Source organism: Paenibacillus sp. FSL H3-0321, from assembly GCF_038002865.1.
Taxonomy (GTDB): Bacteria; Bacillota; Bacilli; order Paenibacillales; family Paenibacillaceae; genus Paenibacillus_AQ.
On the sequence record NZ_JBBODH010000001.1, the window covers coordinates 1 to 18421 of the forward strand.

Here is an 18421-nt window from a genome sequence, read left to right on the forward strand (position 1 = left end):
TCAAGAAAGATAGGGAGAGCTTTGCGCGTTGAGAGCATCACGGAGTTCGTATTGATTGCGAAGACACGGTCCCATTTGTCATCTTCAATATCTCCGGCCGGTTCGAAATTATCCATAATTCCGGCATTGTTCACCAGAATATCCAATGTGCCATAGGTATTCACTGTAGTATCTATCAAATTCTGAATCTCTGCTTCGGACGCTACATTCGCCTTTACTGCAATAGCCTGGCCTCCGGCTGACTTGATTTCGTCCACAGTTCCTTGGGCAGCTTCTTCATGAATATCTGAGACTACTACCTTGGCACCTTCTTTTGCATAAAGAATGGCGATTGCCTTACCCATTCCTGAAGCCGCACCCGTAACCACAGCTACCTTGTCCTGAAGTCTCATCTGATTTCCTCCAATGTCGCGAATATCTTCCAAACGCTAGTATCTTTTAAAGGTATCCAGTTTATGCAGAATCACTGTGCTGTACCTGTGGATCACTTCCTCAGGTTTATTTGCATGTTATCTGCTTTATGTTATTCTGGAAATAATTATGGAGTTTACAGGGAAGGAAGAGAGCAATTGTGAAGTTTATCGGACTGGATATCGGAACGACTTCAATTTCCGGATTGGTGTATGATCTGGAGCAGCGAACAGTGCTTCATACCCTTTCGGATGAGGGAGGAAATACCCCTACTGGCTCGGCAGAGTGGGAAAGGCTGCAGGACCCTGAAAGAATTATCCTGCAAGTGGAAGATATTCTGGAGCAACTGGTATCATGGGAACCGGATGTGTCCGGGATAGGCCTGACCGGACAAATGCACGGTATCCTATATATAAATAGAAATGGGCAACACGTCAGTCCGCTTTATACTTGGCAAGATGGCAGAGGGGGTCTTCCTTGCGATGCTTCGCTTTCCTATGCGCAGAAGCTGAGTGAATCGACCGGCTACCCGGTCGCTCCAGGATACGGGCTGGCAACACACTATTATAACCTGATGCATGATCTTGTTCCGAATGCTGCCTCCAGCTTCTGTACGATTGCCGATTATGTGGCATTAAGGTTAGCAGGGTGCAATGTGCCAAGAATCGACGCAACACAAGCTGCTGCGATTGGCTGCTACAGCTTCCTTCTAAATGATTTTGACCGGACAGCCCTTGCTGAGGCAGGAATTGATCCGAAGGTGCTGCCACCGGTTGTACCCTCAGGAACGGTAGTAGGACTCACATCTCACGGAATTCCTGTATACACCTCGCTAGGAGATAATCAGGCAAGCTTTCTGGGAAGTGTTCCGGCTCCCGACCGATCGCTGCTGCTGAACATTGGAACAGGTAGCCAGTTGTCGGTGCTGCTGCCGGAGGGTATGGAGCAAGTAGACGGAATGGAAATGCGGCCTTATCCCGGCGGTGGTGTGCTCATGGTAGGTGCTGCACTCAGCGGAGGCAAATCCTACGCTCTTTTGGAGCATTTTTTCCGGCAAATCATCGAAGCTTATACCGGAGAAGCAGCGGAAGAGGTATACAGTATAATGGATCGGCTGTTGCAGGATAATCCGGCGGGCAGCCAGGGGCTGACGGTACACTCGCAGTTTCTCGGAACCCGAACGAACCCTGAGACACGCGGCAGCATAGAAGGCATTTCGCTGGACAATTTCACTCCCGGCAAACTTGCCCATGCCTTTCTGGAGGGGATGGTAGATGAGTTGCACGTATTCTATACGGCTCTTGGGATGAAAACCGGCAGAACCTACGATTATATAGTTGGCTCTGGTAACGCATTGCGTGCCAACACAGTATTATGTGCCAAAGTCCGGTCGGCGTTCAGGCTTCCTTTTAGTCTGAGTAGCTCACAGGAAGAAGCGGCAGTGGGTGCGGCATTATGCGCAGCGGTAGGATCAGGTTACCTAAGCAGCTTCAGAGAAGCCGGAAAATACATTACGTTGGAACAAAGCAATCAAACCTGCGAGGTAGAGATAAGCAGCAAGGATAAACTTCGTCTGATGGACAAATACGGATTGTCTGCTCCAGAGCCACGGGAATCTGTTGCACCGCTAATTAGTGATGCCGAACAAGCAGGGCGTGCACAAATTCCGTTCACGCAGAGTGCAGATTCAATGGAGTCCGGTTCCCGGCTAATCCCTGTACTACCCGGGCAATCCATTGGCCCGCTGCGATTGGGAATGACCGAGGCGGAGATCGCGAAAGCCGCGGCGGACTTCCCGATATTTTATAAAGTAGAATATAACGGCGCCGGATCGGCGGTATTCATCGAAATCGCCAACCCTGGCGAAGAGTGGACCTGCAGTTTTGCCGGGATTGATCTATTTGCTACCATGGCTGAGAAGCTGGCAGTTATTCTGGATCCATTATCTCCCTATGAACGGAATCCTGCGGAAACCGGATGCACCTATACTTTTCCGCAGCTTGGTCTAACGTTATGGCGGTCTGATGCACTTAGCGAAGCGGATCTGCTTACTGAAGAGTATTTGTCGCTTCCTCCCGATATTTACGAGGATGAGAAACGGCTGCTGTATTTTGAATCGGTGTCAGTGTTTGTTCTATTAAAGGAGGTTAACGATGAAACGGATGCCCTTTGAACGTCCAACCGAACATTATGATGCACGGATCATGGATATTGACGAGAAAATCTGTGCGCTTATCAAGCAACGGAAAGATATCTCCGGCAATAATCCGGGGTTTCCGCCCTTAGAGCAAATCTCTAAATGGGCGGCGGATTTCGAACTCTACGAGGATTTGTTAAAATCAGTATTCGGAACCTTGTTGAGTGAAGAGCATTTTAAACCCTTGATTGAGCCTTCCGGATTCAGACAACATATTCCTGTGCTTCAGTCCATTGAGCAGGGGGAGTATTTCTATACACTGACTTCCATGCGGCAATACAGCAATGCCAGCGTAATTACATTCAATATAGATTGGGATGTCACTGTAGATGATCTGATCAGACATTCCTACAAACATCACAAACATTTTGAACTTGATCTGGGTGAAGCTTATGACTGCCGAATGTCAGATGGCGGTAGTTCAACGGGGCATGCCGCTTATAATTATGTGGTCTCCCCTTCGCTGCCTGACGATTTATCAGGGATAGACCTTGCATTTAAGGAATACATCGGACCATTCAAGAACAAAGAGACAGGTATTGAAATTGTTTTTAGCGTGAAATGATGCTGATTTATCCCTTTATCGCCCCGCGATGTTTCCATAATGGACTAAACAGACAACCTGCAAATATAAGCATATTTATGCTTAGCGTAATCAGGAACACCGTGCGTGGCCCCGACAGCTCGGAGATCCAGCCCGACGCCATAATGGCGAAGGGCATCCCCAGCTTGAAGATTGATCCCGTAATTCCGCTGACCCGGCCAATTAGCTGATAAGGTGTCGTCTCCTGGCGGAACGTCCAGATGCTTACCGTGCTTATCGTCTCAAACAAACCGTATAGAAACAGACCGAAGGCAAGTACATAAGCAGAGTGCGACCAATAAAAGATGATACTCGTCAATCCGACGCATAAACTGGATAACGTAATCAGCTGTCCAACAGTGAAATAACCCCGCAATTTACCGGTCAGCAAGCTTCCTGCTAGTCCTCCGATTCCAGCAGCCGAGAAAACGAGGCCAAGTAGCGCATTCCCGAGCTTCAGTTCATCTTTTGCGAAAAAAATAATTGTCGTATCCACCATCCCTGACGTGCTGTTCAGAAAAATAACGGCGATCGTCATCGTCCATAATAACCGGTTCGTGCGTAATTCAATCCAGCCTGCATGCAGCTCTTTCCAGAACCCGTCTCGCTTCGAAGGAGGCGATGCGGTCTCTTCATGGGTTCGAATACAGGAAAGTGTAATGAAGGCCAATGTGAATGCAACCGCCGTAATCAGCAGAGATACATGGAGACTGGGTAGGATGAGCAACAAGCCGCTTAATACGGGTCCGGCGATCCCGACAAAGGTCGTCACGAAATTGTAGGAAGCATTTGCCGGGGTGAGCATGGACTTGGGAAGCGACTGCTTCACCATGGCAACCCGGGCGTTGGAATAGGCATACCCAAAGGTCATCAGCAGAAAACCCGCAATGTACAACAGCCAAAGAGAATGAATCCCCATTTCGATAGCCGCGTACAACCCCGCAAGAATTACGATCTGCAGCAGAATAGCCGTCAAAGACCACCTTTTTTTATGTACCCTGTCTACCAGTACGCCAATGAACATCGCGAGCAGCAAATTCGGAAGGTATTCAATGCCCCGCATCGTCGACATAACCACGGAGGACTTTGTGAGATCATACAAAATGAGCGGTAGGGCCAGCTCATAGATCTTGTTCCCCAGCGCCATGACCGCACCTGCCCCAAGTAAAATCATAAAAGCCGGACTGCGCCAAATGGATATCTCCGGCTGTGCTTGCGTTATGTTGGATGACATTAGTTCATACACGCTCCTCTTTACGGATGGAATGACTCAAATTATACTTTTACAAAAGTGGTAGTAAAATAGAAAATTTAATTTATTGATTTCGCCTTTTAGAGGAGTGCTGATGATGGATATTGAAGATCATTACCTAACGCTGCATAAACAATATGAGTTAAAACCGGATAAAACCTGGTTTCCCGTGTCAATGGATGAGCTGTCGGTTATCTTTGACTGCACGCGCCGCAATACGCAATTTCTCGTCCAGAAGCTGAAGGAGCATGGTTATATTGACTGGAAATCGGGACTGGGCAGGGGGAATACTTCACAGCTTGTACTTCTCCGGGACAAAGAAGAGCTTATTCTGGAAAAAGCGCGCAGACGGGCGCAGCAAGGCCGGATTCGTGAAGCCTTCGAATGTCTGCAGGCCAGTAGTGACGAATCTCTGCATACGCAGTTCCACAGCTGGCTTGGTGACCAGTTTGGCATGCATAAGCAGCGGAGTGATGAGGATGTGCTGCGGTTTCCCTTTTACAGGCCCGTGCCAGATCTTGATCCGCTGACAGTTGTCCGGAGAACGGAGGCACATATGATCCGCCAGTTGTTTGATACATTGGTGGAATACGATCCGCAGCAGCAGACCCTAAAGCCTGGACTTGCCCATCACTGGGAGTGTGACGAAACGAAAAGCCGCTGGACCTTTTATTTGCGCAAGGGCGTGATGTTCCATCATGGTAAAAGGCTGACAGCGGAGGATGTGCGCTTTACTTTCGAGCGTATCAGGGACTGGAGTGCCGGCGATTTTCTGGCACAAAGTGTGCTACAGGTGGAGATGAAGAGTGCGTATAGTGTTTGTTTCCAGCTGGCTGAGCCGAATGCGCTGTTTGCGCATTTTATAGCCACCGAAAGATTTTCGATCATCCCGAATGATTTAGAGCAGATAGCTGCGAGACAAAACTTCACCAGGCTGCCTGTGGGTACCGGCCCTTTTCAAATAAAGGAGAACAATGAATCCATCCTGGTGCTGGAGGCCAATGAACGTTATTTTAACGGACGGCCTTTCTTGGACAGGATTGAAATGTGGGTGTGGCCTAATTACGAAGAACAGCTGCGGAGCAGGGCGCGGTCTTCGGATCAAACACAGCTGCTGTATTTTGAAGCGCTTAGCAAGGGGGATTCTGACCGGACATTGAACCAATATGAGCTGGGCAGTACATTGCTAACGTTCAATTTGAGCAAAGACGGAGTAGTGCAAGACAGGCGATTACGGGAGGCAATTCATCTTACGCTGGACCGGAAGCAGATGATTCGGGAGCTGCAGGGGAAAAGAGCCGTGACTTCTTCAGGCTTTGATCCCGGGTGGAATGACCCCGCATATGGGAAAGGTTCTGATTTGGATGCAGCCAAAGAACTGCTGCGATCCTCTACTTATGCCGGAGAAGTCTTGCAGCTGTACACCTATGAGTACTTCAGCAATGAAGAGGATGTGCGCTGGATCCGGCAGGAGTGCGGCAAGCTGGGCGTTAAGGTGGAAATAAATGTGCTGCCTATTCTGGAGCTGTCGCAAGCCGGGGTGATTGTGCAGGCAGATATGATCTTCGTTGGCGAAGTGCTGGGCGGGCAGCCCTCGATTGCATTAATTGAGATGTACCGGTCTCCTAACGGTTATATCCGTAACCATTTAGATGCTGCCACGTTGGCAAAAGTCGATGGACGAATCCGGGATGCTCTGGAAACTGCCGATCCGGAGCAGAGAATGCAGATTTTGCGGGGGATCGAGGCGGAGCTGAAGCGGGAGTGCAGTGTGCTTTTTATGTATCATAGTGTGCAGACAGTCGGGCATGAGAAGTCGCTGCATGGGATCGAGATGAATGCCTGGGGCAAAATCGACTACAAGGAAATATGGATGAAGTAAGAACATATAATAGCTTAAAGAAGGCTTTTTCTATCATAAAACAATCAAAATATATTGTAAAACGATAAATTATATGTTAAATTCAAAACGGTAATGCTTCATTCATTAAGAAAGGCTAAAAGCTGCCCGGCGAGGAGATAACATCATTGAAACCAATAACACAACTTCTGCATTTTGGCTATCACCAGGCGATGAGCTGCATTTTTCCGATTGCGATCTTTGGGACCTTAGCTCTTTCCGGTGTAATAGATGTGCCTTTCGTTTACCTTTATGATGCCATTCTTTTCATATTGCTTACTGTGCAGTACCTCATGTACCGCAGTGGATTAGAGACATGGGATGAGATTAAAGTGATCTGTATATTTCACTGTATTGGACTGTTGCTGGAAATATATAAGGTGAGTATGGGATCATGGTCATACCCGGAGCCCGGGCTTACGAAAATATTCGGTGTACCGCTCTATAGCGGATTTATGTATGCAAGTGTTGCAAGCTTTATGTGCCAGGTATGGCGTAGACTGAAGATGGACATGACCGGCTGGCCGGGGCTTACTTCTGCGGGATTACTGGGAGGAGCCATTTATTTGAACTTTTTCACACATCATTTCATTCCAGATTTTCGCTGGTGGCTGACGGCGCTTGTGCTCATTGTTTTTTGGAAAACCTGGATCATCTACCGGGTACGGACCGTTACATATCGAATGCCCTTGACACTGGCTTTTTTCATCGTAGGTTTTTTTATCTGGTTAGCCGAAAATATAGCTACATTCTTTAATGCCTGGAAATATCCTGACCAGTACCAAGCCTGGCAAGTGGTTAGCTTCAGTAAGATCAGCTCATGGTTCCTGCTGGTCATCATCAGCGTCATTATTGTGGCCCAACTAAAACATGTTAAAGCTAACCGTATTACAAAAGGGTAAGGGTCCAGCTAAGATTAAGCAAACGGGACACGATAGTACAATAAAACAGTGGCAGTCCAGGACAATATTCTCGTCCATGGCTGCCGCTGTTTTTTGTTGTGTTCAGGTAACGCAGCGCATGAGGCCGAAATGGAATATTATAACATAAAACTTTCCCTAGTGAAAATTAGTTTGACATTAGAAACAAATGCCTTTATTTTTATATATATAAATAAGTTTCTTCAGGGAAACATATTTTCCTTAATGCACGTTATTGAATCTTATCTATTCTATGAACCAGGAGGAGAAACAAATGAGGAACCTATGGGTGGAGAGAACGAGAAAATTAGGTGTGGGTGCATTGCTGTCTTTGGCACTAGTAATCACGGCCTGTGGTGAAAAGGAGAGCGGGAACGCAGCAGAAGGGACAGGCAAAGACACCATTGCTGTGGTTACGACCATTTCACAGATTGCAGAGCCTATAACGATTATTGGCGGAGATAAAGTACAGGTACAGAGTCTTATGGGACCGGGTGTGGATCCCCATCTGTATAATGCCACTCAAGGAGATATAGCCAAGCTGGGCGGTGCAGATCTGGTCCTTTACAGCGGCTTGCATCTGGAAGGCCAAATGCATGAGGTGTTCCAAGAGATCGGCAAAACGAGGCCGACAGTAGCGATAGCTGAGAGTATCCCGGAAGACCAGCTGCTCAAAAATGAACTGGGAGACACGGACCCCCATGTATGGTTTGATATTGACCTCTGGAAGCAGGCCCTTGGCAATGCAGCAGAGGAGCTGAAGAAGCTGGCCCCGGAGCATGCAGAATATTTCGAGAGCAATAAAGCGAAATACTTCGCAGAGCTGGACACGCTGAACACGGATTCAAAAGCCAAATTGGCACAGATTCCTGAAGCCCAGCGGACACTGGTTACCGCGCATGATGCATTCAGCTATTTTGGCCGGGCAAATGGTATTGAGGTAATAGGCTTGCAGGGACTGAGTACAGAGGATGAATTTGGCGTCTCTGACATTAACGATACCATTGACTTGCTGATTCAGAACAAAATTCCTGCCGTATTCGTAGAAAGCAGTATTAACCCGAAATCCATAGAGGCTGTGATTGAAGGAGCCAAGAGCAAGGGGCTGGAGGTCAAGCTCGGCGGTGAGCTGTTCTCCGATGCCATGGGCAATGCAGATACCGCTGAGGGTACTTATCTGGGAATGTATAAACATAATGTGGAGACGATCTATACTGCACTCAGCGGGGGAGGGAAATAAGATGAGCGATGTTCTAGTAGAAGGCTTAAATGCCTCTTACCGGCAAAATAAAGTACTGCACGATGTTTCCTTCAAGGTGCAGCCCGGCACGCTTACGGCGATCATCGGCCCGAACGGTGCCGGGAAATCGACCCTGCTCAAAGTGATGCTGGGCCTGCATCCCAAGCTGTCGGGGACTGTATCTTTTTACGGCTCCGCCTTCTCCAAGGTGAAATCACGTATCGGTTATGTGCCGCAGCGGGGCTCTGTGGATTGGGATTTCCCGACGGATGCGCTGGATGTAGTCATGATGGGGCTGTATGGCAAAGTCGGGTGGTTGAAATGGCCCAAAGCCAGTCACCGGCAGCAGGCATTACACGCCCTGGACCAGATGGGGATGGCCGATTACGCGCACCGCCAGATCAGCCAGCTGTCCGGCGGGCAGCAGCAACGGGTGTTTCTGGCCAGGGCGCTGGTACAGGATTCTGACCTTTATTTTCTGGATGAGCCCTTGGCCGGGGTAGATGCCGCGACGGAGAAGGCGATTATGACGACACTCCAGCTATTGAAGGAGCAGGGCAAAACAGTGATGGTCGTACATCATGATCTACATACGGTAGAGGAGTATTTCGACCACGTGCTGCTGTTGAACCGTACGATTGTAGCCCACGGAAGTACCCGTGAGGCGTTTACCCAAGAGCAAGTGTACCGTGCCTATGGAGGTTCGCTTCGCTGGATCGGAGGCACCTAATGGATATAAGCGGCATCTCACCTAACACACTCTGGGTATTATTCAGTACTTTAATTCTTGGGATCGCCTCAGGTTTGATCGGTTGTCTGGCGTACTGGAAACGGCAAAGCCTGATGAGCGACGCCCTTTCCCATGCAGCATTGCCGGGAATTGTGATAGCTTTTACGATCGTTGGTGTCAAAAGCGTTCCGGCAATGATCGCCGGAGCGGCGATAAGCGCAGTGCTCGGTTTCCTCTTTATCCAGTGGATTCAATCGTCCACCAAAATTAAAGAGGATACGGCGATGGGAATCGTGCTGTCGATCTTTTTCGGACTTGGAATCATGCTGTTGTCCATTGTAAACCGGACGGCAGGCGGAGGCCAGAGCGGTCTGGATTCCTTCATATTTGGCCAGGCAGCTTCCATGACCGGTAAAGATGTTAAGATCATGCTGGTGCTGGCATTGATTGTGATCGCGTTCATATGGATCGGTTTCAAGGAGTGGAAGCTGTTTCTGTTCGATGCGGATTTTGCCAAGGGGCTGGGCTTGTCCGGGCGGGTGATGAACGGGATGTATATGAGCATGCTGATTCTTGTTATTGTCATCGGGATTCAGGCAGTTGGCGTCATCCTGATGTCGGCTCTCCTGATTATTCCCCCGGTAAGTGCGCGATACTGGACCCAGTCCTTCAAGCGGATGCTTATCATTTCCGCTGTATTCGGCGGGGGTGCCGGGGCCGCAGGAACATGGGTCAGCACACTGGGAAAAGGCTGGCCGACAGGACCCTTTATCGTTCTGGTCTCGTCTTCGCTGTTCCTTGTGTCGCTTGTCTTTGGCTTTCAGAAAGGCTGGCTGGCGAAGCTTCTTCACCTGCGGGCGCAAAAGAAAAAATCGGCGGATTCAGCACATCTGCGTAAGCCTGAGGAGGGGAGAGCGGTATGAGTTACACGGCCTGGATCTTGCTTACAGCTTCACTTGTCGGCCTAACCTGCGGAATAATTGGAACGTTCCTCATCCTTAGACGAATGGCGATGATGGCGGATGCCATCAGCCATAGTGTGCTGCTGGGGATCGTCGTTGCCTTCCTGATCACCAAGCAGCTGAGCGGCGGACATATGCTGATCGGCTCCATCATCGCCGGTCTGCTGACAGCCATGCTGGTCCAATTCCTGCACTCCCGCGGCGTAGCCCAGGATGCTTCCATTGGCGTAGTCTTCACCACATTGTTCGCAGTCGGTGTAGTTCTGATTGCAACAAAGGTAGGGAATGCACATCTGGATGTAAAACACGCATTGATGGGTGAAATTACATTTGTTCCGTGGAATACAGTGGAGCTGCCTTGGATAGGTGCCGTTCCTCAAGCAACGCTAATGCTGTTCATTGTACTCATTATTGTTCTTGCCGTTATTCTTGCATTGTATAAAGAATGGAAGATTACATCGTTTGACCCGGCGCTTGCGGCCAGTCTTGGACTTCCGGTCGTATTGATGCATTATCTGTTCATGACGCTTGTATCGGTAACAACGGTGGCCTCATTTGATGCCGTCGGGGCAATTATGGTCGTAGCCATGCTGATTACCCCGGCTGCGTCCGCTTATCTGTGGACAGACCGTCTTTCGGTCATGCTGATGCTCAGCGCCGGTTTTGGCGTCCTCTCTGCAGTCGCGGGTTACTATATTGCAGTGTGGCTGGACACCTCAATTTCAGGTTCCATGGCGTTTGCTACCGGACTTATATTTATAGCAAGCTTCCTTGGTTCTCCGTCAAGCGGCGTGTTGTCCAGGTTTTTCCGGGCTCCAGCAGTGATCGAGGAATAACATAAGCCAGCGTTGCGAGCTTGTGTCATACGAATATGAAGATCCCCATTTTATTGCTCAAGGGCGATAGAACGGGGATTTTTAGGTTGAAGCAACACCGAATCTACCGAGTCCACAAGGCTATCACAGAATTATAACTATCAAAAATGATTGTCAAGCATTACACTAATATATGGATTTAGGCCACATTTTTCTCATTAAATCAAACCGCACGCTTGATAATCTATCTGGCGAGCGGACGATGATTATCGTTGCACACCGCCTTTCCTCTGTGATGCGGGCAGACCAGATTATTCTGCTTGAAGACGGATGTATTGCGGACCGTGGAAGCCACAGCGAATTATGGAGCCGCAACGTGCTGTATCGGACACTTTTTCAGCATAATATGCAGGAGTCTGTATAACCAAGAAGCCCTCAGGTTTCCGCCTTGAAGCGGAGCATTGAGGGCTTTTGTTAAGCTTAAGAAGCAATAATCCGGTTTATACCCTCTGAGGGAATTGGATGAGTATGGCATTTCTTATCATATCCGCCATCATCAACGCCTCACGCTCGATACGGTCATACAGCTGAATACTGGTGTTGTAGTCCTTGTTCAACATCGCTACTGCTTCTGCTTTAGTTAGTGCAAGATGATCGTAGAACATTTTCCTGAACTCATCTTTGGGGAAATAGGGGTTAATACGGGCTAGAAATTCAACAATTTGATCCGCATTGGCATACCATTTTTTCTCTGCGGCGGCAGCTGCATTGGTATCACCTGCTTTCGCAGCTTTGACAAGATCAGCAGCTATTACCAAGTGTTCTTTGATAAGATTGCTATAAGCATTAGCTATACTCTCCCCGTAAAAGGGCTTAAGAGCGTTGCCCATATCCGGCGCATTCTGCAGGAGGCGCGCCAGTACCGCATCGGTATCGGGCAATCCGAAAACGAGACTGGTGATGGCCATTCGTGTCCACGCCACATGCTGCTCCCATAATAAGCGCATATGGTTTTTGAATTCAATCTGAGCTTTGGTCAAGCAGATCACCTGTGGACCTGCATGAACAGGAGCCATATTGGGCCATGCGTAAGACGTTCTTTTTGCGGAGGAGCCAAAGCCCCCATAAGAATACATACAATCTAACCTCCCCTGAATACTTATATCCCCATAGTATGGGGATTCCGCCTATGTGTTCACCAACGGCTTCAAAAGAAGGTGTTTTTTACATTTTCCCTAAACAAAAAAACGAGATATCCGCTGAGCGGAATCTCGCTTTTTGTTGCAATGGCAGATTAAATTCGAGCAAGCGTGAAGCGGAAGCTGTACGGCCGGTTTGCAGGCAGAGTGAACTGTTCATGCGTCGGTGCACCCCAGCTGTCGTCCCCGCCGACACCCATTTGCTTGTAATTGACCCTCAGCACGGTTTTATCCGAAGCCGGCAATTTATAGACGTGATCGCTGGCTTCCAGTTCTTCTGGTTTCCAAGGGAGTACGTTGATTTCCAGCGATGTTGCATTGTCAATATGGATCCCTGATCCATCGCGGCCTTCTGTAACTGAAGCATATCTGACATCTGTCTTGTTCCCGCATTCCTGTGGCTTGAGGTAAGGAGTGAACTGTTCACTGACTTTGCCGCTAAAGCGTCCCAGACGGGCTCCGGTTTGCCGGTCCCAATAGTTCTCATGTGGTCCGCGTCCGTACCATGACACAGTGTCCAGGCTTCCATCCAGCACGAACAGCATTCCGAACTCGGGAATTTCCGGCAGCGAGCTGCTGCCCGGGTTCAGTTCCTGCGAAATCTCCACAGATCCGTCAGGACGGATTTCATAGGTGACCAGTAGAGTGGACACGGGATTTGTGGGCAGCAAGTAGGTTGCCGATACGAAACAAAGATTCTCTTGAGTCCGGGTATTGAATTGAACAAGACTGCGTTCATAGGAAGCCTTTCTCCAGACTGCTGAACGTTCCTGCAGATGGTTGCCAAGATCATTATCGGTGACGGCTCTCCAGAAATTCGGTCTTGCAGGCTCAATCAGGCGTTCTTTGCCCAGGACTTGATAAGAGAACAAATCTCCGGTTGCCGTATTGAAAGAAAGTGAAAAGTCAGCTCCTGCAATGATCAATGCTTCCTCTTGCTCAGTGATGTGAAGGGGATCTCCTGCTGAAACGGGAACACTTCCTGCAACTCTTGGAACTAGAATGAACTGTTCCCATGCAATTTCATGGTTGGCATCTGCCCATGCTGCTGCAGCGGGTTGAATGAAGGACAAGGTCAGCACTGCTTCTTTATCAGTGGCTATGGAACTAAGCTCATACGGAATGACACAATTGACAGTTTCTCCCGGTGCAGCAGCAATCCGCAGAGAGCCCTCTTGCGAAGTTACGCCTTCCAATTCAATCTTCCAATGTAAATCATATTCTTCGATATCCGTAAATAAGAAGTTATTGCGGATTTGATAGAGACCCTTGTGAAGATCCTGGGCGGTGACTTTTATATTCTGATAGCATTTTTTAACCTCAAGCAGCTTAGGGGTTACAGTCCGGTCCGCAAACAGCAGGCCGTTGCCGCTAAAGTTCCCGTCATGTGGAGATTCACCGAAATCGCCGCCGTACGCCAGATATTCAATCCCCTCTGGAGTTGTAGTGCGGATGGCCTGATCCACCCAGTCCCAGATGAATGCGCCTTGGAACACATCATATTTGTCGAACATATCGGTGTAGAGATGCAGTCCGCCGCAGGAATTGCCCATAGCATGGCTGTATTCACAGAGGATATAAGGCTTCTGCGGATTGTTTGTAGCATATTGTTCAACGCCGGCAGGCTTAATGTACATCGTAGACTCGATATCGCTCGCCGCTTCCGAAGGTCTGTAATGAAAAATCCCTTCATAATGAACAGGACGGGTAGGATCGGCTGCCCGCAGATAGTCATGCATGGCAATAAAATTATCGCCGCCAAAGGACTCATTGCCGAGTGACCAGATGATAACGGATGGATGATTTTTGTCCCGTTGCATCATGGAATTACAGCGGTCGATGACATTGGCGCGCCATTCCGGCTTGCTGGCGGGAACATTCCCCTCATGCAGCTCTTGTTGTCCATATTGCCAGCTGCCGTGTGTCTCCAGATTGGTTTCGTCGATTACATAGAGACCGTATTCGTCACACAACTCATACCAAACTGACTGATTGGGATAATGAGAGGTCCGTACCGCATTAATATTATGGGATTTCATCAGATGAATATCGCGGATCATATCCTCTACGGACAATGCGCGTCCAGTGTCACAAGAGAACTCATGCCGGTTAGTGCCTTTCAGTACGATCCGTTTCCCGTTAATCTTCATTAAGCCGTCTTTAATCTCGAAGGAGCGGAAGCCAACCTTTGTGCTGACCGCCTCTTGAACGGCCTCCTGACCATCCACTAGCGAGATCACCAGGGTGTAAAGGTATGGTTTCTCCGCACTCCATTTATGAGGCTGAGCTACAGGTGCCGACAGTTTAAGCTGCTGCAAATCTCCTTCCTGAAAAGATACTGCAGCAGCAACCGGAGCAGCCCAGATCCCCTGGCCATTGTTGTCATGAAGCTGCATTTGCAGCGAGTAATCTCCAGCTTTGCGGCTAAAGTAATCTTCCACTTTGATGTCCACGTTCAGCTCCGCATGCACAAACTCGTTGTCCAGATCGGTCCGGGCCCAAAAGTCGGCAACACGTACGGGAGGTGCGGTATACAAATAAACGTCGCGGAAAATGCCGCTAAGCCGCCAGAAATCCTGATCTTCCAGCCAACTGGCATCACACCAGCGGTACACCTCAACGGCCAGCTTATTCTCTCCTGCTTGCAGATAAGCTGTAATATCGAAGTCCGACGGGGTAAAGGTATCTTCACCATAGCCGACTAGTTCTCCGTTCACCCATACATAAAAAGCAGACTCCACACCCTGGAAGCTGAGGAATACAGGCTGGCCGTCCCAAGCTTGCGGTACATCAAATGTACGTACATAGGAACCTACAGGATTATATAAAGTAGGGGCAAAAGGGGGCTTCAAATCCGGTTCTGACTCTGCCCAGGGATACCGCACATTGGTATATTGAGGGTAATCATAGCCCTGGAATTGCCAATGGGAAGGAACAGGAATATCCGCCCAGTTGCTGTTGTCATAATCTGATTTATAGAAATCCTTGCTGCGTTTCTCAGGAGTTTCGGCAAAGGCGAATTTCCAAGTGCCGTTCAACGATTGATAACGAGAGGAGGATTGTTTATTTCCTTGGAGTGCTTGCTCAGCAGTCGGGAAAGACATCATGGAAGCATGCGCTTCCATTCGGTTCAATTGAAAAATCTCCGGATTGTTATTCCATTCGGGATATCCGTTGGCAGGTGGCTGATAGACTAGCTTCTTACGCACTTTAACATCTCCTTATATTGTTATATTCATATTATAGAATGAGAAAGGCTCAAGGTATATATAATGATATTCTTATCAAATAACACAATATGAAACTAAATAGGGCTTTCTTTCGCTAGAAATGAAGGCTAAAATAGAAGCAACAATTAGAAACGGAGAATCCTTGTGAAAAGCAAAATGATTTTTTGCCAAACTGATGAGACGATGCTGCTGCCTTTATATGCCACAACCATCGGATATTGGGAGCATCAGGCTGAAACTTTGCGTCCGGCCGGTTTTCCGGATTATCAGATGCATCAGGTGCTTGAAGGCAAAGGTGAACTGAATATTAATGACAAAAGTTACATCGTTGGCCCCGGGGATGTGTTTTTTCTATATCCTGAAATTCCGCATTTCTATACTCCGGTTAGCAGGGAGTGGAGGCTGGCGTGGATTTCATTTAGCGGCAGGGAAGCTGCCCAGATGCTGATGTACGCGGGAATACGCGAGTCTGGACCCGGGAGATTAAGAGACGAAGCACTTTTGGAGCCTTTGCGGGAGATGCTTCTTTTGTCTAATGAACATCCGCTTGAAGATGATCTGGAATGCTCCAAGCTGCTCTACGCATTGCTGCTGGATCTGAAACGCAAACTGCTGCCTTCTTCCAATGAGGAAGATGAAATGGAACGGATTAAGCCTGTCCTGCGGCATATAGAACTCCATTTGCACCGGCCGCTGCAGTTAAAAGAACTGGCAGAAGTAGCAGCGGTATCGCCGCAGTACTTGTGCCGGCTGTTTCAGCACACGGTTCATGAGCGGCCGGTAACGTACATTAATAAACAGCGGATTAACCGGAGCAAGCAATTAATGTTTAACGTTCGCGGTAAAAAAATCTACGAAATTGCCCGGGATGTCGGTTTTGAGAATGCCAGCTACTTTTGTGCGGTGTTTAAACGGGTGACAGGGATGAAGCCTGAGGAGTTTAAACGATTGCATGGTTTGGATTAAAGGTGAATACAGATGAAAATAATAGGACCTTTCATGAATTCTACATAACAAAAAAAGGCAGCCCACGGCTGCCTTTCGTCTGCTCATTGTGCTGCATAAATAAAATGCTCAACTGTCCTTACTGTATCTTCGATCTCCGGATTTGAGTTGTCGATCATTGCGACATTCGACGCGGGCAGCGGCCACGCGACAGTGCGGCTGCCAAGCGAAGACCGGAATTCCTGCCAATGCTGAAATTTCCAGTCATCCAAAGATGAGTGCCTGCCTTGAATCCGTTCCCGGTACAAATCCTCGTTGGCCAGTCCGACCAGAACAACCTTGACCTCAACCTCGGGCAGCGTAAGACCAATCCGGGACAGCTCACTGCTAATCCAGTCTGGGTCGGCGGCTTCCTTGGTAAAGGGTCCAACCACGAATACATCGCTATTCAGGCCGATATTATCAAGCGCGGCGTCCATCGTAATGCGGTAACCAAGGTCGCGGCAAAGTCTTTTATATTCTGCGGAATCTCTGTCTGTCGGGTCCAGACCATGCATGGTCATAATGGCGTCTGCCGCCGGCCGCAGCAGAATATCCATATCGAGGAAGGCGGCTTTGCGGCGCGAGGCTACCGCTTTGGCCAGCGTCGTTTTGCCCGCACCTGCCGGTCCCAGAAAAAACACCAGTTTATTCATCCATCTGCTCTCCTCAAATCCCGATTCATTTCACACCTCAACCAGTATATCCTATCATTTTTTGCAATCCAAAAAAAGGTTGAACAGAGCCAAAGAGTGCGCTCAAGTTCAACCTCTTTTATACCCGGTAATGTTCACCTTATTTGACAACTTTCTTGCCGGAATTCAATAATTTATGCCACTTCTTAAGGTAGATCACTCTGCGGAACATCGTTTTATCCTTCAGTTGATTAAAGATATAAGCATCCGGCCGCGTATTTACCTCAATAATCCATGGCTTCAAAGCAGAATCCAATCCAATATCCAGGCCTATTTCCTTAAATCCGCTGTGGTTCTTATGGAATTCTTTTGCCACCTGATCCCCTAAAGCTTTTAATTCTTTGATATAGTCTTTTTTCTTGTCTCCTTGCAGGTAAGGACTAAGCAGCGTTTCCAGAGGAAGCGGTTTTCCGCTGTTGTGGAAATTCGTAACGATTTTCTTGGGGTGTGCCATTCGCCCGATATATCCGGTACATTCCCAATGGTTCGTGCTGTTCATTTGCGTCATAATGCGCACATCAAAGATACGATTCTGATAAGTTAGCAGATTTATCCCTTGCTGAACCAAATATTCACGCTTTAATTTACTGCTGCCTAGCGAAGTGAACAGAGCGCCGTAAGTTTTAAAATAACGGGGAGTCTCGCCTACGTGATAGGCATATTTATGTTCACTATACTTAATAACTTTAATGACACCATTTCCTCCGGTTCCTTTGACAGGCTTTACATATACCATCTTATGCTTGTTAAGCATGGACTGCAGGGCTTCATACGAATAGATCCGGCTATCGGGCACGAATTGGCGGAGCCGTGAATGATTAAGCAGCATTTTTGTTTTGGACCATTTGCTTGCAATGGTAATTGTTTTTTTGGTGGTCGCGGCTTTCTTGGACAGCATCAGCAGGTCACCTCGTTCTAATAGTGGAAGTATAGCTTTACACACTTATATTGCCTGTCTTACGGGAATGGATCATTCGGCAGCCTTCAGCACATAGGATATCGTATGTAAGTCATCGGTCATCAACCACAGGCAAAAAGACGGGGGGATGCGCGGAAGTTTCATGTATAATTAAGAGAATATGTAGAAGGGTTTGGAGGCAATGTGCAGATGACTGTCTCCGTGATTTATTTCATTTTTACAATAACCGTAACGATTGCGCCTACTGGATTGTAGAAGATGCAGAGTATGCATGCTGCCAACCATTTTTATCAGAAGTATGGATTTACGTTACTGGAAGCACCGCTGGCCGGTTCGGAGCATTTTGCCTGTGATGCCTGGTATATTAGGGAACTTGAATAAGGA

17 protein-coding genes are annotated in these 18421 nt (G+C 48.2%); 11 read left to right on the forward strand and 6 right to left on the reverse strand.

The genetic code is table 11. The annotated features are described in order from the left end of the window. A partial coding sequence (locus tag MHI45_RS00005) for an SDR family NAD(P)-dependent oxidoreductase (protein WP_341159853.1) occupies positions 1-392 on the reverse strand: 392 nt, incomplete at its 3' end. Positions 393-571: 179 nt separating this feature from the next. On the opposite strand from MHI45_RS00005, the gene MHI45_RS00010 reads away from it, so the two are divergent. Continuing rightward, a complete protein-coding gene (locus tag MHI45_RS00010) occupies positions 572-2584 on the forward strand; it encodes a sedoheptulokinase (protein ID WP_076109361.1) in 2013 nt (670 codons plus the stop codon). Further along, positions 2565-3173: a hypothetical protein gene (locus tag MHI45_RS00015; RefSeq protein WP_341118759.1), complete on the forward strand. Its 609-nt coding sequence runs from the start codon at positions 2565-2567 to the stop codon at positions 3171-3173. The genes MHI45_RS00010 and MHI45_RS00015 overlap by 20 nt, the downstream gene beginning before the upstream one ends. A 7-nt stretch (positions 3174-3180) precedes the next feature. Here the strand turns inward: MHI45_RS00015 and MHI45_RS00020 are convergent, their stop codons facing one another. Then, complete coding sequence (locus MHI45_RS00020) at positions 3181-4425, reverse strand: MFS transporter (protein WP_341118760.1); 1245 nt, start codon at positions 4423-4425, stop codon at positions 3181-3183. A gap of 112 nt (positions 4426-4537) precedes the next feature. On the opposite strand from MHI45_RS00020, the gene MHI45_RS00025 reads away from it, so the two are divergent. From MHI45_RS00025 to MHI45_RS00055, 7 genes are all read left to right on the forward strand, one after another. After that, positions 4538-6325, forward strand: coding sequence for an SgrR family transcriptional regulator (locus MHI45_RS00025; protein WP_341118761.1), 1788 nt, complete (start codon positions 4538-4540; stop codon positions 6323-6325). Between the two features lie 146 nt (positions 6326-6471). Further along, positions 6472-7245, forward strand: coding sequence for a DUF817 domain-containing protein (locus tag MHI45_RS00030; protein ID WP_341118762.1), 774 nt, complete (start codon positions 6472-6474; stop codon positions 7243-7245). A 292-nt stretch (positions 7246-7537) separates the two neighbouring features. Next, positions 7538-8503 carry a metal ABC transporter solute-binding protein, Zn/Mn family gene (locus MHI45_RS00035; protein ID WP_341118763.1) on the forward strand — a complete coding sequence of 322 codons (966 nt, stop codon included), beginning with the start codon at positions 7538-7540 and terminating at the stop codon, positions 8501-8503. A gap of 1 nt (position 8504) precedes the next feature. Continuing rightward, positions 8505-9233 (forward strand): metal ABC transporter ATP-binding protein, encoded by a 729-nt coding sequence (locus MHI45_RS00040; RefSeq protein ID WP_076109367.1) that lies wholly within the window; start codon positions 8505-8507, stop codon positions 9231-9233. After that, positions 9233-10156 (forward strand): metal ABC transporter permease, encoded by a 924-nt coding sequence (locus tag MHI45_RS00045; RefSeq protein ID WP_341118764.1) that lies wholly within the window; start codon positions 9233-9235, stop codon positions 10154-10156. The genes MHI45_RS00040 and MHI45_RS00045 overlap by 1 nt, the downstream gene beginning before the upstream one ends. Next, positions 10153-11031, forward strand: coding sequence for a metal ABC transporter permease (locus MHI45_RS00050; protein WP_341118765.1), 879 nt, complete (start codon positions 10153-10155; stop codon positions 11029-11031). Before MHI45_RS00045 ends, MHI45_RS00050 begins: the two co-directional genes overlap by 4 nt. Before the next feature lie 241 nt (positions 11032-11272). Continuing rightward, the gene (locus MHI45_RS00055; RefSeq protein WP_179091682.1) at positions 11273-11434 is read left to right on the forward strand and encodes a hypothetical protein; all 162 of its coding nucleotides are present in this window, start codon (positions 11273-11275) and stop codon (positions 11432-11434) included. A 76-nt stretch (positions 11435-11510) separates the two neighbouring features. On the opposite strand, the gene MHI45_RS00060 is transcribed toward MHI45_RS00055, so the two are convergent. Further along, positions 11511-12086 (reverse strand): acetylglutamate kinase, encoded by a 576-nt coding sequence (locus MHI45_RS00060; RefSeq protein WP_306080813.1) that lies wholly within the window; start codon positions 12084-12086, stop codon positions 11511-11513. Between the two features lie 218 nt (positions 12087-12304). Further along, positions 12305-15418 carry a glycoside hydrolase family 2 TIM barrel-domain containing protein gene (locus tag MHI45_RS00065; RefSeq protein WP_341118767.1) on the reverse strand — a complete coding sequence of 1038 codons (3114 nt, stop codon included), beginning with the start codon at positions 15416-15418 and terminating at the stop codon, positions 12305-12307. A 165-nt stretch (positions 15419-15583) separates the two neighbouring features. Between MHI45_RS00065 and MHI45_RS00070 the strand changes: the two genes are divergently transcribed. Beyond that, positions 15584-16405: an AraC family transcriptional regulator gene (locus tag MHI45_RS00070; RefSeq protein ID WP_340898405.1), complete on the forward strand. Its 822-nt coding sequence runs from the start codon at positions 15584-15586 to the stop codon at positions 16403-16405. An 83-nt stretch (positions 16406-16488) separates the two neighbouring features. Here MHI45_RS00070 and MHI45_RS00075 read toward each other — a convergent pair whose 3' ends face one another. Together MHI45_RS00075 and MHI45_RS00080 are read right to left on the reverse strand one after the other, a co-directional pair. After that, the gene (locus tag MHI45_RS00075) at positions 16489-17079 is read right to left on the reverse strand and encodes an AAA family ATPase (RefSeq protein WP_076109372.1); all 591 of its coding nucleotides are present in this window, start codon (positions 17077-17079) and stop codon (positions 16489-16491) included. Positions 17080-17218: 139 nt separating this feature from the next. Continuing rightward, a complete protein-coding gene (locus MHI45_RS00080) occupies positions 17219-18016 on the reverse strand; it encodes a YheC/YheD family protein (protein ID WP_076109373.1) in 798 nt (265 codons plus the stop codon). Between the two features lie 279 nt (positions 18017-18295). Here MHI45_RS00080 and MHI45_RS00085 point away from each other — a divergent pair, with 279 nt between their 5' ends. Beyond that, on the forward strand, positions 18296-18418 hold the full coding sequence (locus tag MHI45_RS00085; RefSeq protein WP_256718033.1) for a hypothetical protein: 123 nt from the start codon (positions 18296-18298) through the stop codon (positions 18416-18418). Positions 18419-18421: the final 3 nt, after the last annotated feature.

Bases quoted from the DNA above. Each gene is read 5' to 3' on its own strand.
- MHI45_RS00015 (WP_341118759.1), top strand. From the start codon at position 2,565: ATGAAACGGATGCCCTTTGAACGTCCAACCGAACATTATGATGCACGG.
- MHI45_RS00020 (WP_341118760.1), bottom strand. From the start codon at position 4,425: ATGTCATCCAACATAACGCAAGCACAGCCGGAGATATCCATTTGGCGC.
- MHI45_RS00025 (WP_341118761.1), top strand. From the start codon at position 4,538: ATGATGGATATTGAAGATCATTACCTAACGCTGCATAAACAATATGAG.
- MHI45_RS00035 (WP_341118763.1), top strand. From the start codon at position 7,538: ATGAGGAACCTATGGGTGGAGAGAACGAGAAAATTAGGTGTGGGTGCA.
- MHI45_RS00040 (WP_076109367.1), top strand. From the start codon at position 8,505: ATGAGCGATGTTCTAGTAGAAGGCTTAAATGCCTCTTACCGGCAAAAT.
- MHI45_RS00045 (WP_341118764.1), top strand. From the start codon at position 9,233: ATGGATATAAGCGGCATCTCACCTAACACACTCTGGGTATTATTCAGT.
- MHI45_RS00050 (WP_341118765.1), top strand. From the start codon at position 10,153: ATGAGTTACACGGCCTGGATCTTGCTTACAGCTTCACTTGTCGGCCTA.
- MHI45_RS00055 (WP_179091682.1), top strand. From the start codon at position 11,273: ATGATTATCGTTGCACACCGCCTTTCCTCTGTGATGCGGGCAGACCAG.
- MHI45_RS00060 (WP_306080813.1), bottom strand. From the start codon at position 12,086: ATGGCTCCTGTTCATGCAGGTCCACAGGTGATCTGCTTGACCAAAGCT.
- MHI45_RS00075 (WP_076109372.1), bottom strand. From the start codon at position 17,079: ATGAATAAACTGGTGTTTTTTCTGGGACCGGCAGGTGCGGGCAAAACG.
- MHI45_RS00080 (WP_076109373.1), bottom strand. From the start codon at position 18,016: ATGCTGTCCAAGAAAGCCGCGACCACCAAAAAAACAATTACCATTGCA.
- MHI45_RS00085 (WP_256718033.1), top strand. From the start codon at position 18,296: ATGCAGAGTATGCATGCTGCCAACCATTTTTATCAGAAGTATGGATTT.